13 protein-coding genes are annotated in these 15,012 nt (G+C 71.7%); 4 read left to right on the forward strand and 9 right to left on the reverse strand.

Annotated elements, in window-relative coordinates; translation table 11 throughout:
• The first annotated feature begins 8 nt into the window (after positions 1–8).
• Together RS85_RS02010 and RS85_RS02015 are read left to right on the forward strand one after the other, a co-directional pair.
• Positions 9–1,076: a LacI family DNA-binding transcriptional regulator gene (locus RS85_RS02010; protein ID WP_046011756.1), complete on the forward strand. Its 1,068-nt coding sequence runs from the start codon at positions 9–11 to the stop codon at positions 1,074–1,076.
• Complete coding sequence (locus RS85_RS02015; RefSeq protein WP_046011757.1) at positions 1,073–2,176, forward strand: glycerate kinase; 1,104 nt, start codon at positions 1,073–1,075, stop codon at positions 2,174–2,176. Before RS85_RS02010 ends, RS85_RS02015 begins: the two co-directional genes overlap by 4 nt.
• On the opposite strand, the gene pgm is transcribed toward RS85_RS02015, so the two are convergent.
• Positions 2,173–3,864 (reverse strand): phosphoglucomutase (alpha-D-glucose-1,6-bisphosphate-dependent), encoded by a 1,692-nt coding sequence (pgm, locus tag RS85_RS02020; RefSeq protein WP_046011798.1) that lies wholly within the window; start codon positions 3,862–3,864, stop codon positions 2,173–2,175. The genes RS85_RS02015 and pgm overlap by 4 nt on opposite strands.
• 78 nt (positions 3,865–3,942) lie before the next feature.
• Between pgm and pheA the strand changes: the two genes are divergently transcribed.
• The gene (gene pheA / locus RS85_RS02025; RefSeq protein ID WP_046011799.1) at positions 3,943–4,893 is read left to right on the forward strand and encodes a prephenate dehydratase; all 951 of its coding nucleotides are present in this window, start codon (positions 3,943–3,945) and stop codon (positions 4,891–4,893) included.
• A gap of 213 nt (positions 4,894–5,106) precedes the next feature.
• A complete protein-coding gene (locus tag RS85_RS02030; RefSeq protein ID WP_046011758.1) occupies positions 5,107–6,033 on the forward strand; it encodes an endonuclease domain-containing protein in 927 nt (308 codons plus the stop codon).
• A 90-nt stretch (positions 6,034–6,123) separates the two neighbouring features.
• On the opposite strand, the gene RS85_RS02035 is transcribed toward RS85_RS02030, so the two are convergent.
• The 8 genes from RS85_RS02035 to RS85_RS02070 all read right to left on the reverse strand — a co-directional run bounded on the left by RS85_RS02035 (position 6,124) and on the right by RS85_RS02070 (position 14,999).
• Entirely contained in the window at positions 6,124–6,333 is a 210-nt protein-coding gene (locus RS85_RS02035; protein WP_046011759.1) for a hypothetical protein, read from the reverse strand.
• A 101-nt stretch (positions 6,334–6,434) separates the two neighbouring features.
• The gene (locus tag RS85_RS02040; RefSeq protein WP_152642306.1) at positions 6,435–8,573 is read right to left on the reverse strand and encodes a molybdopterin oxidoreductase family protein; all 2,139 of its coding nucleotides are present in this window, start codon (positions 8,571–8,573) and stop codon (positions 6,435–6,437) included.
• Entirely contained in the window at positions 8,570–10,120 is a 1,551-nt protein-coding gene (locus tag RS85_RS02045; RefSeq protein WP_046011760.1) for an FAD-dependent oxidoreductase, read from the reverse strand. The genes RS85_RS02040 and RS85_RS02045 overlap by 4 nt, the downstream gene beginning before the upstream one ends.
• Positions 10,120–11,508, reverse strand: coding sequence for an MFS transporter (locus RS85_RS02050; RefSeq protein WP_046011761.1), 1,389 nt, complete (start codon positions 11,506–11,508; stop codon positions 10,120–10,122). The genes RS85_RS02045 and RS85_RS02050 overlap by 1 nt, the downstream gene beginning before the upstream one ends.
• A gap of 157 nt (positions 11,509–11,665) precedes the next feature.
• Positions 11,666–11,947 carry a DUF6457 domain-containing protein gene (locus tag RS85_RS02055; RefSeq protein WP_046011762.1) on the reverse strand — a complete coding sequence of 94 codons (282 nt, stop codon included), beginning with the start codon at positions 11,945–11,947 and terminating at the stop codon, positions 11,666–11,668.
• Entirely contained in the window at positions 11,944–12,594 is a 651-nt protein-coding gene (mobA, locus tag RS85_RS02060) for a molybdenum cofactor guanylyltransferase (RefSeq protein ID WP_046011763.1), read from the reverse strand. Before mobA ends, RS85_RS02055 begins: the two co-directional genes overlap by 4 nt.
• Positions 12,591–13,859 (reverse strand): molybdopterin molybdotransferase MoeA, encoded by a 1,269-nt coding sequence (locus RS85_RS02065; RefSeq protein ID WP_046011764.1) that lies wholly within the window; start codon positions 13,857–13,859, stop codon positions 12,591–12,593. Before RS85_RS02065 ends, mobA begins: the two co-directional genes overlap by 4 nt.
• Positions 13,860–13,958: 99 nt before the next feature.
• A complete protein-coding gene (locus RS85_RS02070; protein ID WP_046011765.1) occupies positions 13,959–14,999 on the reverse strand; it encodes an LLM class flavin-dependent oxidoreductase in 1,041 nt (346 codons plus the stop codon).
• Positions 15,000–15,012: the final 13 nt, after the last annotated feature.

Below are 15,012 nucleotides of genomic sequence, written 5' to 3' on the forward strand. Positions count from 1 at the left end.
CTCTGGGCATGAGTGCGCCTTCATCCCCGGATCCCGCACCGCTCGCGCGCCCGGCCCGCTCGGCACGAGGGGCTGCACCCACGCTGCATGACGTGGCGAGAGCCGCCGGAGTGTCGCTCGCGACGGCATCCCGCGTGCTGAACGGCTCCGAGCGCACGGTGGCCGAGTCGTTCCGCGACCGGGTGCAGACCGCCGCTGCCGAACTCGGATACACCGCGAACGTCTCGGCACAGGCGACCGCGCGCGGATCGTCGCCCGTGATCGCGCTGCTCGTCGCCGATATCGCCGACCCCTACTTCGGATTGATCGCCTCCGGCGTCGCGCGCGGCGCCGATGAGCACGGCCTCGTCGTGACGATCGCGATCACCGAACGCGACCCTGAGCGCGAGGCGCGGATCGTGCGCGCGCTCCGTGGTCAGCGCCCCCGCGGCCTGATCCTCGCGGCGTCACGCTCCGGAGAGCCCATGGAGTCGGAGACCGCCCGGGAGCTCGCGGAGTTCGCGCGGCTCGGCGGCCGGACGGTCACCTTCGGCCCCGACGGCGTCGGGGAGCGCCGCGTGGAGATCGACAACCGCGCGGGAGCCGAGGCGCTCGGCCGCCGCATGGCGGAGCGCGGTTACCGCGTGGCCATCGCGATCGGCGCCGCGGAGGGAGTGCGCACGTCCGATGAGCGTCTCGCCGGTTTCCGCGCAGGATTCGAGTCCGTCGGCGGAACGATCGGTCGCGTCCTGCGCGGAGACTTCCGGCGCGAGTCGGGAGCGGCTGCGATGGCGGCGGCGCTCACGGCGGGCGTGGAGAAGGGCGCCCTGGTCTTCGGCATCAGTGATGTCGTTGCGATCGGCGCGATGGCGGCGATCCGCGGGGCCGGACGCGAGGTCGGTGCGGACATCGCGGTCTGCGGCTTCGACGACGTGCCGTCGAGCAGCGACGTCACTCCCGCGCTCACCACGGTGCGCGTACCGCTGACCGAGGTCGGATACCAGGCCTTCCGGGCGACGGTCGATGCGGACTGGCAGCAGCCTCCGCTCCCGCTCGAGGTCATCGTGCGCGACAGCACTCCCGAGGCGGCCGCGTGACCCGCGTCGTCCTCGCCCCGGACAGCTTCAAGGGCACGATCACGGCGGCGGATGCCGCGGCGGCGCTCGAGTCGGGGTGGACCGAGGTCGACCCCGGCGCGGAGTTCATCCATCGCCCCATGGCCGACGGCGGCGAGGGTACGGTCGCAGCTTTCGCGGCGGCGGTTCCGGGAGCCACGCGCATGCCCGTCGCGGTCGAAGGGCCGACCGGCGCGATGATCGACACGACGTGGCTGCTGCTGCCGCCGACCGTCGATGCGCCGCAGGGCACCGCGGTGATCGACCTCGCCTCGACCTCGGGCATCGAACTCCTCGATCGGCTGCGACCGTGGGATGCCGACACGACCGGCTTCGGCCAGGCGATCGCCGCCGCACTCGATCACGGCGTCTCGCGCGTCGTCGTCGGCATCGGCTCCAGCGGGTCCACCGACGGCGGGACGGGGATGCTGACCGCCCTCGGCGCGCGCTTCCTCGATGCCGCGGGCGCTCCGGTCCTGCGCGGCGCCCGCGGGCTCGCCGGCATCGCCTCGGTCGATCTGGCCGGTCTCCGCGCCGCGCCGGACGTGCGCGTGCTCACCGATGTCACCAACCCGCTCATCGGACCGCGCGGCGCCTCGGCCGTCTTCGGACCGCAGAAGGGGCTGAACTCGGTCGCCGACATCACGCTCGCCGATCGGGGCCTCGGCCGGCTCGCCGTGCTCCTGGGTCTGGACGCGGATCTGCCCGGCACGGGCGCGGCCGGCGGCACCGGCGGGGCGCTCGTCGCGTGGGGCGGCGTGCTGGCGCCGGGAGCCGCGGAGGTCGCGCAGCTGATCGGACTGGCCGACGCGATCGCCGCTGCCGACGTCGTCATCACCGGCGAGGGCTCGTACGACGGGCAGTCCGGTGACGGCAAAGTGCCCTCGTTCATCGCGACCCTCGCGGCGGATGCCGGCGCTCAGGCCCTCCTCGCCGCCGGACGCATCACGGAAGACGCGGACACCGACCTGTTCGCGGCATCCGCTTCGCTCACCGACCTGGCCGGGTCATCGGATGCCGCGCTCGCCGAGCCCGCCCGCTGGCTGCGGGCAGCCGGCGCCGAGCTCGCCCGCGGGCGTTAGCCGCCGAGCGCCGCCGACACCACGGCGCGGGCCTCGGCCTGCACCTCGGCGAGGTGCTCGGGGCCGCGCAGGCTCTCGGCGTAGAGCTTGTACACGTCTTCCGTGCCCGAAGGGCGCGCGGCGAACCAGGCGTGCTCGGTCTGCACCTTGAGTCCGCCGATCGCGGCGCCGTTGCCGGGGGCCTGCGACAGCTTCGCCGTGATGTCCTCACCGGCGAGGGTCGTCGCCGTCACGGCATCCGGCGACAGCTTGCCCAGCGTCGCCTTCTGCTCGGGCGTCGCCGGCGCGTCGACGCGCTGGTAGGCGGAGGACCCGAAGGCCTTCTCGAGTTCGGCGTAGCGCTCCGACGGGGTCTTGCCCGTCACCGCGAGGATCTCGGCGGCGAGCAGACAGAGCAGGATGCCGTCCTTGTCGGTCGACCAGACCGAGCCGTCCTTGCGGAGGAACGACGCACCCGCCGACTCCTCCCCGCCGAACGCGACGGAGCCGTCCAGCAGCCCGGGCACGAACCACTTGAAGCCGACGGGCACCTCCAGCAGGCGACGGCCGAGCGACTCGGCGACGCGGTCGATGATCATCGACGACACGAGGGTCTTGCCGATGGCGGCATCCCGCGGCCACTCGTTCCGGTGCGAGAACAGGTAATCGATCGCGACGGCGAGGTAGTGGTTCGGGTTCATCAGCCCGGCATCCGGGGTGACGATGCCGTGCCGGTCGGCGTCGGCGTCGTTGCCGGTGAGCACGTCGTAGTCGCTCTTCTTGGCGACGAGGGACGCCATCGCCGACGGCGACGACGGATCCATCCGGATCTTCTCGTCCCAGTCCAGCGTCATGAAGCGCCAGGTCGGGTCGACCTCGGGGTTGACGACCGTGAGGTCGAGATCGTGGACCTCGGCGATCAGGGCCCAGTACTCGACGGATGCTCCGCCGAGAGGATCCGCACCGATGCGCACGCCCGCGCGGCGGATGGCGTCGATGTCGATGATCGAGGGGAGGTCGCGCACGTACGCGTCGCGGAAGTCATACCCGGTGATCGCGTCCCAGTCGACATCGGCGAAGCGCGCGCGCTTGACGCCCTGAAGGCCGGTCGCGATCAGCTCGTTCGCGCGGTCGGCGATCCAGCCCGTGGCATCCGTGTCGGCCGGCCCGCCGTGCGGCGGGTTGTACTTGAAGCCGCCGTCGCGCGGCGGGTTGTGCGACGGGGTGACGACGATGCCGTCGGCGCGGCCGGCGTTGTATTCCGGCGACCCGTCCGTGGGTCCCTGCCCTTCGACGGGCTCAGGAACCGCGCGAAGGGCGCGGTTGTACGTGAGGATCGCGTGGCTGAGCGCCGGGGTCGGCACGTACGAGTCACGGGAGTCCACGCGCACGTCGACCCCGTTCGCGAGCAGCACTTCGATCGCGCTGCGCTCGGCGGGGAGGGAGAGCGCGTGCGTGTCGCGGCCGAGGAAGAGCGGCCCGGTGATGCCCTGCGCGGCGCGGTAGTCGACGATCGCCTGCGTGGTGGCGAGGATGTGCGTCTCGTTGAAGCTGTTCGACAGCGATGAGCCGCGATGCCCGCTCGTGCCGAAGACGACGCGTTCGGCGGCTACCTCGGGGTTCGGCACACGGTCGTAGTAGGCGGCGATCAGCTCGTCGACATCGATCAGGTCAGTGTCCTCCGCGGGGAGGCCGGCACGGCTCGTCATCCTCTCAGTCTGCCCCCTGATCGCGGGGACCGCATCCGTCTTGACATCCGAACGTCCGGTGCGACACCGGGGGATAGGCTGAACGCCGTGACTGAACGCCGCACCTACAGCTATCTCGGCCCTGCCGGAACCTTCACGGAAGCGGCTCTCGACCAGGTCGCCGAGGCGCGAGGCCAGGACTGGCGCCCGGTGCACAACGTGGGCGAGGCGCTCGACGACGTGCTCGAGGGACGCAGCGACGCGGCGATGATCGCGATCGAGAACTCGATCGAGGGCGGTGTCTCCACCACGCAGGATGCGCTGGCGACGCTGCCGGGTCTGCGGATCATCGGCGAGTACCTCGTGCAGGTGAACTTCGTGCTCGTCGCCCCGCGCGGCACCACGCTCGACCAGGTCGAGGTCATCGCGGCGCACCCCGTCGCGTACGCGCAGTGCCACGGCTGGCTCGGCGCGAACGTGCCCTCGCATTCGCACGTGCCCGCCGCGAGCAACGTCGCCTCGGCCATCGGCGTGCTCGACGGCTCGCTCCCCGCGCAGGCGGCGATCGCGGCTCCCGGGATCGTGAAGCACTACGACGTGGACGTGCTGGCCGAGGGCATCGGAGACAACGCGCAGGCCGTGACCCGCTTCGTGCTGGTCACCCGCACGACCACTCCGCCCGAGCCGACGGGCGCCGACAAGACGTCGCTCATCGTCGAGCTGCCGCACGACCACCCCGGGTCCCTCCTCGAGATGCTCGAGCAGTTCTCGACCCGCGGGATCAACCTGTCCCTCATCGAGTCGCGCCCGATCGGCGATGAGCTCGGCCGCTACCGGTTCGTGATCGATGCCGACGGGCATGTCGAGCACGAGCGGATGGCGGATGCGCTCCTCGGCATCCGCCGGTTCAGTCCTCGCGTGGTGTTCCTCGGGTCGTATCCGCGCGCCGATCGGCAGATCGTGCAGTACCCCGACCGCTACGCCGACGACGTGTTCGTCGAGGCGCGCGACTGGCTCCGCGGCCTCCTCTCCGGCGAGCCCGCGGAGTAGCCCGCCGGCGCCGCCGCGGATCAGTCCGGGCGTGGGCTGGATCACAAATGCGGGTGCGGCAGTCGTTTCGCCAGCATTTTCGATCCACCCTGGTTCAGGCGCGAGCGGGAGGGCGTCTGCACCGGCGGGTCGGGGCGGGGGAGTTCGCACAGGGGCCGGCGGAGACGCGATAGGGGACGACGGTGGGGTGCGTCGTGTTGCGAGCATTGCTCCATGCGTCATCGGATCGAGCTCCCCGCGCGCCTGGGTGCGCAGTTCAGCGTCCAGCAGGCGGCATCGGCTGGTGTGCGCCGTGGACGAACGGATGCCGCCGACCTCGACCGCCCGTTTCACGGTGTCCGCTCAGTGTCAGCGCCGACGACGTTCCGTGCCCTCGTCGACTGCTATCTGCCGCGGATGCGACCCGGTCAGAGGATCGTCGGCCGGAGCGCTGTGCGTCTGTGGGCCCTGCCCTTCCCGGAGAAATGGCGAGCGACCGAACCACTCGAGATCGCCGCACCGCAGGAGAACAGCCCTCCGCGGGCACACGGCGTGACAGGACGTCATCTGCAGGCGGCGCGGGCTCAGACCTGGCGCGTCGGGGGTGCGCCCGTGGTCGATCCGATCGCCGCCGTCTTCAGCTGCGCGCGCGAGCTGTCCGTTGCCCACCTGGTCATGCTGCTCGATGCGGTCGTCACCGACAGCATGAACTACCCGGGCGTGGCTGAGGTTGCTCGCCCGAGGTCTACGCTCGCAGATCTCCGGACACGGCTCATCGAATGGGGACGATTCCCTGGTAGTGCGGACGTGCGCAGGGCACTGCGCAGGGCTCGGGAAGGAGTGGAATCCCCGAAGGAGACCGAGACGCGGCTGACGATCGTGGATGCCGGCCTCCCGGAGCCCGCGGTGCAGTTCGAGCTGCATGTCGGAGGCCGCCTCGTCGCACGGATCGACCTCGCGTACCCGGAGTGGCTGATCGCGGTCGAGTACGAGGGAGATGGCCATCGCACGGACAAGGCGCAATGGCGCAGGGACATCGCCCGTCAGCGCGAGCTGGAGGAACGGGGCTGGATCGTGATCCGCCTGACCCAGCAGGATCTCACCCATCCGGGCCCGTTTCTCGCCCGCATCCGCTCGGCGATCGCCGAACGTTCGGTCTGATGCTGGATCACAAATGCCGCTGCGCGGCCCCGTTCGGCGGCATTTCTGATCCACCATGGATGCCGAGGCGCGGCGGCGGGCCGGGCCGGGTCAGTGTTCCTGGAAGCGCGGCCAATCGCTGCCGGGTGCCATGTGGGAGTGCAGTGCTCCCTTGGCGGATGCCAGGTTCGGGTACGTGCCCGTGGCGGCATCCGATCCCGCCATCGTGACGACGTAGCCGTCCTCAGCATGGCGGATGCTGCCGACCACGCCGTTCTGTCCGTAGGCGACCCAGAGGGCCAGGGTCTTCGTGGTGCTCATCGTCGAACTCCTTCCACTGCCGTGACACGGCCGGTGACCGTGCTCGTGACGCTACGCCTCACGCCCCCGGAACACCAGGGCTTGACAGCGCGATTCCGCCATCAGGCCGGTACGGCGGCCGGCAGGGCGTCGAGCAGAGGCGCGGGCACCGCGGTGATGTCGACCAGCGCCCGCTTGAACTCCGGCATCGCGGAGCGCGGGTCCACCCTGTCGTCGGTCAGGAGGTTGGCGCTCCCGGCATCCGGGTAATGGAACGGCAGGAAGACGGTGTCGGGACGGATGTCGCGGGTCAGCTCGGCGCGTGCGGTCACGGCGCCGCGATCGTTGGTGATGCGGATGCCGTCGCCCTCGGCGATGCCGTGCCGGCGAGCCGTCGCGGGGTGCAGCTGCGCGATGAGCGCGGGCCGGGTGGCGGTGAGCTCGACGACGCGGCGGGTCTGCGTGCCGCTCTGATACTGCTCCAGCAGTCGGCCGGTGACGAGGTTGAGACGCTCGCCTTCTGCCACCTCGTGCTCCTCGGCACGCACCGCGACCAGCCGGGCGCGGCCGTCGGGGTGCGCGAAACGATCGGCGAACAGACGCGGCGTGCCGAGGCTGCCGACCGGGAACGGCCAGTGCGCCTCGATGCCGAGGTCGAGCAGGGCGTGGCTGAGACCGGAGTAGTCCGCGGGGCCACCGGCGGAGGCGCGGGCGAGCTCGTCGAACACCTCGGCGGGTTCGAGGCTCCACACCCCGGGGGCATCCAGCCGACGGGCCAGCTCGGCCATGATCCAGAGTTCGCTGCGGGCGCCGGCCGGCGGAGCGAGGGCTCGGCGTCGTCGCAGCACCCGCCCCTCCAGGTTGGTCATCGTGCCCTCCTCCTCGGCCCACTGCAGCACCGGCAGGACGATGTCGGCCATGCGCGCCGTCTCGGAGAGGAAGAAGTCCGACACGACCAGCAGGTCCAGCCGACCGAGCGCCGCCCTGACGGTGGCGACGTTCGGCGAAGACACGACGACGTTCGACCCGTGCACGAGCAGCGCCCGCACGCCGCCGGGAAGCCCCGCGCCCTGCAGCAGCTCGACAGCCGGAACCCCGGGCCCGGGGATATCGTCGGCATCCACTCCCCAGACAGCGGCGACGTGCGCGCGTGCCGCGGGATCGGTGATCTTGCGGTACCCCGGCAGTTGATCGGCCTTCTGCCCGTGCTCTCGTCCGCCCTGTCCGTTGCCCTGTCCCGTGAGGGTGCCGTAGCCGGAACCCGGCGTGCCGGGGAGCCCCAAGAGGAGGGCGAGGTTGATCGCGGCGGTCGCCGTGTCGGTGCCGTCGACGTGCTGCTCCACTCCGCGCCCGGTGAGGATGTACGCCGAGTTCGAGCGGGCGAGCGCTCGGGCGAGATCGCGGATGCTGTGCGCCGGCACTCCCGTGACGGTCGCTGCCCGTTCGGGCCACCACGACGAGACGGACACGCGGAGCGCGTCGAACCCGGAGGTGCGCTGGGCCACGTACCCGGCGTCGAAGAGGCGCTCGGCGATGACCACGTGGATGAGCGCGAGCAGCAGGACGAGGTCGGTGCCGGGAACGGGCTGCAGGTGCGTGCCGCCGCCGTCGGCGCACAGGCGCGCTGTCGAGCTGCGCCGCGGATCCACGACGATCAGGCCGCCACGGGCCCGCGCCCCCTGGAGGTGCGAGACGAAGGGCGGCATCGTGTCGCCCACGTTCGTGCCGAGGAGCAGGATCGTCTCGGCCGTGTCGAGATCCGTCAGCGGGAACGGCAGCCCGCGGTCGATGCCGAACGAGCGGTTCGCCGCCGCTGCCGCGGACGACATGCAGAAGCGGCCGTTGTAGTCGATGCGAGAGGTGCGTAGCGCGATGCGGGCGAACTTGCCGAGCTGGTAGGCCTTCTCGTTCGTCAGGCCGCCGCCGCCGAAGACGCCGATCGCGTCGCGCCCGTGCTCTCCCGAGATCTCGGCCAGCCGGGCTGCGAGCAGGTCGAGGGTGGTGTCCCACTCGGAGGGATGCAGCTCGCCGTCGGCGCCGCGCACCAGCGGTGTCGTCAGGCGGCCGGTGTCGGCGAGGAGATCGGCGGAGGTCCAGCCCTTCTTGCACAGGCCCCCGCGGTTCGTGGGGAAGTCCCGCCCGGCGACACTGACCGGGAGCGGTCCGTCGGTGGTCGGCGTCAGCGACATCGCGCACTGGAGCGCGCAGTAGGGGCAGTGCGTGTCGGTCACGCCGCTGTCCGTCACGCCGTGGCCCGTCATGCCGCCGCCGCCGCGTGGGCGTGGACGAGCTCCGCGATGCGGGCGCGGCATCCGCCGCAGCCGGTGCCGGCGCGTGTGCATCCGCCGACCTCGGCGACCGTCGCGCAGCCGTCGTCGATCGCGTCCTCGACCTGCCCGACCGTCACGGCGTTGCAGATGCAGAGCGTCGCATCGCGTCCGCTTCCCGACACGGTCTCGTCGACGTCGTCGAGACGAAGCAGCAGGGATCGATCGGCGGGCAGCTCGCCGCCGCGCAGGTAGAGCACGCTCAGTTCGGCCGCGGCCCGCGGCATCCCGACGGCGACGAATCCGGTGAGCACGCCGTCGCGCGTCGCCATCTTCACGTACGTGCCGTGCTGAGGGTCGGCCCAGACCGCGATGCCCGGAGCATCCTCACCGGCCGGGACGGGAGCGAACGGGTCCGCCGAAACATCACCGGCCGACACGAGGTCGACGAGCTCGCCCTTCAAGACCACGACGCCGGGCTGATCCTCGCGGAACGTCTCGCGCTCTTCGCTGACCTCGAGACCCGCCTCGATCTCCGCGCTGATCTCCGCCGCCAGCCACGCGGCCTGCCGCCATCCCGGGCCGACGAGTCCGTTCGGTCCGCCGGGCACGTGCTTCTCGTGCAGATAGAGCTCCGGATCGGCGAGGTGGGCGCAGTCGCCGATGGCGTGGATGAGCGGATCGGTCCACGAGCGCAGGGCGCCGTCGACGAGCACGCCGTTCCCGACGCGGAGTCCCGCATCCTCGGCGAGCTCGGTGCGCGCGCGGACCCCGCACGACAGCACGAGCAGGTCGCCCTCGATGTGCTTGGCATCGGAGCTGACGAGCGCGCGGAACCGGCGCTCGCCGTGCTCGTCCTCCCGGATGATCACGCCTTCGGCCCGCGTGTGCGGCACGAGCACGACACCGGCGGAGGCGAGCGCCCCGGACAGGACGGATGCCGCGCCGCGATCCAGCTGACGCGGCATCGGGATCGGTCCGAAGTGCGCGACCGCCGGGGTCGCCCCCGCGTCGGCGAGGAGCATCGCGAGCTCGATCCCGAGCACGCCGGCGCCGAGCACGACCACGCGTCCACCGCGCTCGACGACGTCGCGCACCTGCGCGGCATCCGACAGATCGCGCAGCACGCACACGCCGGAGGTCAGGCGCGTGTCGAGGCCGGTCTCGTCGGGCCCGAGGTCGTGCAGCCCGTCCAGCGTCGGGATGATCGGTCGCGCACCGGTCGCGAGCACGAGCCGGTCGTAGCCCACGGTCGACCCGTCGTCGAGCACGACCTGCTGCGCCGCCCGGTCGACCCGTTCCGCCCGGGCTCCGAGGCGCAGGTCGACTCCCGGCAGGGTCTCGGCCGTGGCGAGCGTGAGCTCGGAAGCCGCGACCTCGCCGACCGCGTACTCGCCGATCAGCACGCGGTTGTACGGGTCGGCGGTCTCGGCGCCGACCACCGTCACGCTCGCCCGGCCGCTCGTCACGAGGGGAAGCAGCTCCTCGGCGAAGCGGATGCCGACCGGACCGGCACCGACGACGACGACCCGCACAGTCATCAGATCCGGTGTCCGGCGAGGGAGGTGCGGGGCATCGCGTAGACGAGCACCGTGATGGTCAGGAGCACGATGTACGCGCCGACGAAGCCGGCGAAGGCCGGAGCGTAGGACCCTGTCGCGTTCTGCGCCGCGGCGAGCACCTGCGGGATGACGAACCCGCCGTAGGCGCCGATCGCCGAGATCAGCCCCAGCGCGGCGGCGGCCTTGCGCTGGGTGCTCACGGTCATCGGGTCGCCGGCCGTGGCAGCGCCGCGTGCCGCGAACACGTTCGGGATCATCCGGTACGTCGAGCCGTTGCCGAGCCCGGCCGCGACGAACAGCAGCAGGAAGCATCCGAGGAACACCGCGAAGCTGTCGGTATCGAGCGTGAGCAGCAGCGAGAGTGCTCCGGCGATCATCAGGCAGAACGCGACGATCGTCATCCGCGCGCCGCCGAAACGGTCGGCGAGCTTCCCGCCGTAGGGTCGGGCGAGCGAGCCGACGAGGGCGCCGAGGAACGCGAGCGTGAGCGACGCGCTGCCGATCTGGAACGTGGAGTACTCGGGGAAGCTGTCGGCCATGAGCTTGGGGAACACGCTGGCGAATCCGATGAACGATCCGAAGGTGCCGATGTACAGCAGGGACAGCACCCAGAGGTGCGGTTCGCGGAGCGCCGCCGCAGCGCCGGCGAAGTCGGCCTTCGCCGACGACAGGTTGTCCATGTAGCGCCAGGCGCCCCACGCTGCGAGCAGGATCAGCGGGATCCACATCCATCCGGCGAACGACAGGTTGAAGGTGACCGCGGCGGTGAGCGAGACGACGATCGGCACGGCGAGCTGCGCGACTGAGGTGCCGAGGTTGCCGCCGGCCGCGTTGAGGCCGAGCGCCCAGCCCTTCTCCTTCTGCGGGAAGAAGTAGGTGATGTTCGACATGGAGCTGGCGAAGTTGCCGCCGCCGAAGCCGGCGAGGGCCGCCACCAGCAGCATGATGCCGAACGGGGTCTCGGGGTTCTGCACCACGACACCGAGGAGCACGGCCGGTATCAGCAGCAGCAGCACCGAGACGATCGTCCAGTTGCGACCGCCGAACTTGGCGACGAGGAACGTGTACGGGAAGCGCAGGGTCGCACCGACGAGGCTCGGCAGCGAGATCAGCCAGAAGGATTCGCTGGTCGAGAGCGTGAACCCGGCGGCGGGGAGCAGCACCACGACGATGCTCCACAGTTGCCACACGATGAAGCCGAGGAACTCGGCGAAGATCGACCAGCCGAGGTTGCGGCGGGCGATCGCACGGCCCTCCGCGGCCCAGAAGACGGCGTCCTCGGGATTCCAGCCGTGGATCCAGCTGCCGTCACGGGTGAGGGTGGTGGCCGAGGCGTCGACCCTGGTGTTTCCGACTGTCTGAGACATCGCGGCTCCTGGAGTTCGAGAGGAAGAATGCTCCGAACCTAGGGGTCGCGTATTTCCCGGCCGCTCTCCGGCGATTTCGGGATGATGACGTTTGCATCACATCGGCGAGACCCCCCATGAGAGGTCGCCGTGATCGAGGGGTGATCGACGCGGTGCGTCAGCCCTGATCGGCGGTGCGCCAGCCCGCGGCGAGGTCGCTGATCGCGGCTGCCGAGGCTGCAGATGCGTCGGGCGTACCGCCTGCGCGTCCTGCGGCGAGCCCGGCAAGGTACGCGCTCAGTGGTGCGGCCGGGCGGGCCACGCCGTGGGCGACATCGCGGGCGAGATCGAGGATGAGCGCCACGTCGACGTCGGAGCGCTCGAGGCCGAGCCGGGCGCACACGGCCGCGGTCCATTCCTCGAGGGCTTCGACAGGGAGATGCCGCGGCTGTTCCGTCATGTCTGCTCCTGATCCGTGGGACTCGTCGGCGAGGCGCGACGCGCTCTCGCACGTTCCAGATCGTCCCATGTGTCGACATCCGCCGCCAGGTCGCCGGCAGTCACGAGTTCGAGGCGAAGCCCGGCCACGAGCGAGCGGATCGAGGCGTCGCGCCCGGAATTCGGCATCCGACCGAGGGCGGCGCGCAGCGCGGCCGTGCGGTACCGGCCGATCAGCCACTGGGCGCGTCCGGCCGTGTCGGCGAGGCAGACGCCGTCGGCGTCGTCGAGCGGATGCTGTCGCAACAGGGCGACCGCCTCCTCGGCGCGGGGCGTGTCGGCGGCCACGATGCAGACCTCGTCGCGCTCCACCAGGGCCAGGCCCGCGGCGATCGCGGCCACGGGCCCGCCGAACGCGGGCGTCTCGCGCGCCCAGATGATCTCGGCGCTGCCGGTGTCGGCGTTCCCGATATCAGCACTGACGGATGCCGCTGGGCCGACCACGACGATCGAATCGCACCACGCGACCGACCGCACCGCGTGGTCGAGCAGGGTCGCTCCGTCGACGACGAGCTGCGGCTTGTCGACGCCGCCCAGCCGCGTGGCCCGGCCGCCCGCGAGGATGATCGCGGCAGTCGGAGACCCAGCGGGCTTGGCGAGGTCCGTCATGACAGCATCACGACATCGACGAGGTCTCCGGCGTGCACCGTCGACACGTCCTCCGGCACGACCACGTACGCCTCTGCGCGTGCCAGACCCGCGGCCAGATGTGAGCCCGATCCGCCGGCCGTGGCGGGCTGAACCGACCAGCGCGACGGATCGTCGCGGTCGATGCGCGCGGGCACGAACTGCCGCCGCCCCTCCTTCGAGCGCCACCCGGTAGCCGCGGGCAGCCGGAGCACGGGAGGATGCAGCGCGGAACGCCCCTGCAGCGCAAGCAGCGCCGGCCGCACGAAGGCCTCGAACGACATCGCGACGCTCACCGGGTTTCCCGGTAGGCCGAAGACGAGGGCACCGCCCACGCGCCCGAACGCCTGCGGCTCGCCCGGCTGCATCGCGACCGAGACGAACGAGATTCGGTCGCCCAGTACGCTGCGGACGACCTCGTACGCTCCGGCGCTGACGCCGCCCGACGTCACGACGACGTCTGCTCCGAGATCCTCCGTCGCGTGGACGAGGGCTGCCGAGAACGCGGCGTCGTCGTCGCGGACGGTGGTCACCGACACCACGTCGGCACCCGCCTGGCGGCAGGAGCTCGCGAGCAGGATCGAGTTCGATTCCGGGATCTGCCCCCGAGTGAAGTCTCCGCCGGTGGGGGCGAGCTCACTGCCGGTGGAGATGACGGCGACGCGCGGGTTCCGGTGCACCTGGACCCGATCCACTCCGGATGCCGCGAACGCCGCCGCCTGAAGGGGGCCGACGACGGTGCCCGCGGGTGCGACCTCGGCCCCGGCGCGCACGTCTTCGCCGCGGCGGCGGATGTGCGCGCCCTCGCTCCGCGGCCGGGCGGTCACGACGACAGCGGTGGCGGATGCCGCGAAGCCGCCACGAGCGTCCTCGACGGGGATCACGGCGCTCGCCGCCGTGGGGACGGGCGCACCCGTCATGATCCGCGCGGCCTCACCGGGCGCGAGAGGCGGGTCGACGGGCGAGCCGGCGGGGATGTCGGCGACGACGCGCAGGGTGACGGGGCGTTCCGCATCGGCATCCGCGACGTCGGCGTGACGCACGGCGAAGCCATCCATCGCCGAATTGTCGAACAGCGGCACGTCGACGCGTGCGAGCACGGGGGCCGCGAGTGTGCGGCCGACGGCGTCGGCGAGCAGGACGCTCTCGGCGGGCGACGCGGAGGTCGCCGCGAGGATCACCGCGAGATGCTCCTCGACCGTGCGGCGCGTCGACCCCGCGCCGGACGTGGGGGAGTCGGGGCGCATGGATTCAGCGTACGCCGGGCCGCCGCTCCACCCGGCGGGTCGCCGTGTCGTGTGTCGCGAGATTGCAGCGCGACGATGAGACGGCGGCCCTCCACACGTTCAGAGCGCGGCGGCGATCAGTTCCAGCGTCTGCGCGCGCCCGGCCGACGTGTTCCGCGGCTCGGATTCGTAGGACCCCGCGACGGGCGACAGCATGACCTCGTCGACGCCGTAGGTCTCCGCGAAGGTGCGCAGCTCGCGGGCGACGCTCTCTCCGGTGCCGACGAACCACCGCGAGCGTGCGGCCTCGACGACCTGGTCCGTGGCGGCGTCGGTCTCGGCGGCGAGCGCCTCCTCCACCGTCTCGAGGGCGGTCAACGGCTGGTTCAGCCGCAGCTTCGCCATCATGCGCAGCTGAGGCAGCGCGCGGGCCTCGGCCTCTTCGGCGGTCGGCGCGGCGACGACGTTGACGGTGAGGAAGGTGCGCGGCGTCGGGTGCTCCTCGCTGGGCTGGTAGCCCGAGCGGTAGAGATCCAGCGCCCGCTCGAGGCCCTGGCCGGAGAAGTGATTCGCGAAGACGTAGGGGAGCCCCTGGGACGCCGCGAGCTGCGCCGAGTAGTCGCTCGAGCCGAGCAGCCAGACCTCGGGGGCACCGGTCGCCGCGGGCGTCGCGCGAACCGTGTACTCGCCGCCGGAAGTGAACCGCAGCGTCGCGCCTTCGCCGGAGACGAGGGCCGCTATGTCCTGCACGTGGCGAGGGAACTGCTCCACGTCGCTCGAGGTGCCGGCCTGGCGCAGCAGCTGCGTGATCACCGGGTCGCTGCCGGGGGCCCGCCCGAGCCCCAGGTCGATGCGCCCCGGCGCGATGGCCTCGAGGGCGGCGAACTGCTCGGCGACGATCAGCGGGGCGTGGTTCGGGAGCATGACTCCGCCGGAACCGAGACGCAGCCGCGTCGTGCGGGTGGCTGCGGCGGCGATCAGCACCGGAGGAGTGGTGGAGGCCACGGCCGGCATGTTGTGGTGCTCGGCGAACCAGTAGCGGCGGTAGCCGAGACGGTCGGCTGTCTCGGCCAGGGCGAGCGAGGAGGCGATGGCCTCGGTGCTGGTCTGGCCGGTGCTGACCGGGACGAGATCGAGGACGGAGAGAGCGAGTTCAGACATCCCTGTCTGCAAC

It is taken from the genome of Microbacterium sp. SA39 (assembly GCF_000967865.1).
GTDB lineage: Bacteria > Actinomycetota > Actinomycetes > Actinomycetales > Microbacteriaceae > Microbacterium.

Bases quoted from the DNA above. Each gene is read 5' to 3' on its own strand.
- RS85_RS02010 (WP_046011756.1), top strand. From the start codon at position 9: ATGAGTGCGCCTTCATCCCCGGATCCCGCACCGCTCGCGCGCCCGGCC.
- pgm (WP_046011798.1), bottom strand. From the start codon at position 3,864: ATGACGAGCCGTGCCGGCCTCCCCGCGGAGGACACTGACCTGATCGAT.
- RS85_RS02030 (WP_046011758.1), top strand. From the start codon at position 5,107: ATGCGTCATCGGATCGAGCTCCCCGCGCGCCTGGGTGCGCAGTTCAGC.
- RS85_RS02035 (WP_046011759.1), bottom strand. From the start codon at position 6,333: ATGAGCACCACGAAGACCCTGGCCCTCTGGGTCGCCTACGGACAGAAC.
- RS85_RS02040 (WP_152642306.1), bottom strand. From the start codon at position 8,573: ATGACGGGCCACGGCGTGACGGACAGCGGCGTGACCGACACGCACTGC.
- RS85_RS02045 (WP_046011760.1), bottom strand. From the start codon at position 10,120: ATGACTGTGCGGGTCGTCGTCGTCGGTGCCGGTCCGGTCGGCATCCGC.
- RS85_RS02050 (WP_046011761.1), bottom strand. From the start codon at position 11,508: ATGTCTCAGACAGTCGGAAACACCAGGGTCGACGCCTCGGCCACCACC.
- RS85_RS02055 (WP_046011762.1), bottom strand. From the start codon at position 11,947: ATGACGGAACAGCCGCGGCATCTCCCTGTCGAAGCCCTCGAGGAATGG.
- mobA (WP_046011763.1), bottom strand. From the start codon at position 12,594: ATGACGGACCTCGCCAAGCCCGCTGGGTCTCCGACTGCCGCGATCATC.
- RS85_RS02065 (WP_046011764.1), bottom strand. From the start codon at position 13,859: ATGCGCCCCGACTCCCCCACGTCCGGCGCGGGGTCGACGCGCCGCACG.
- RS85_RS02070 (WP_046011765.1), bottom strand. From the start codon at position 14,999: ATGTCTGAACTCGCTCTCTCCGTCCTCGATCTCGTCCCGGTCAGCACC.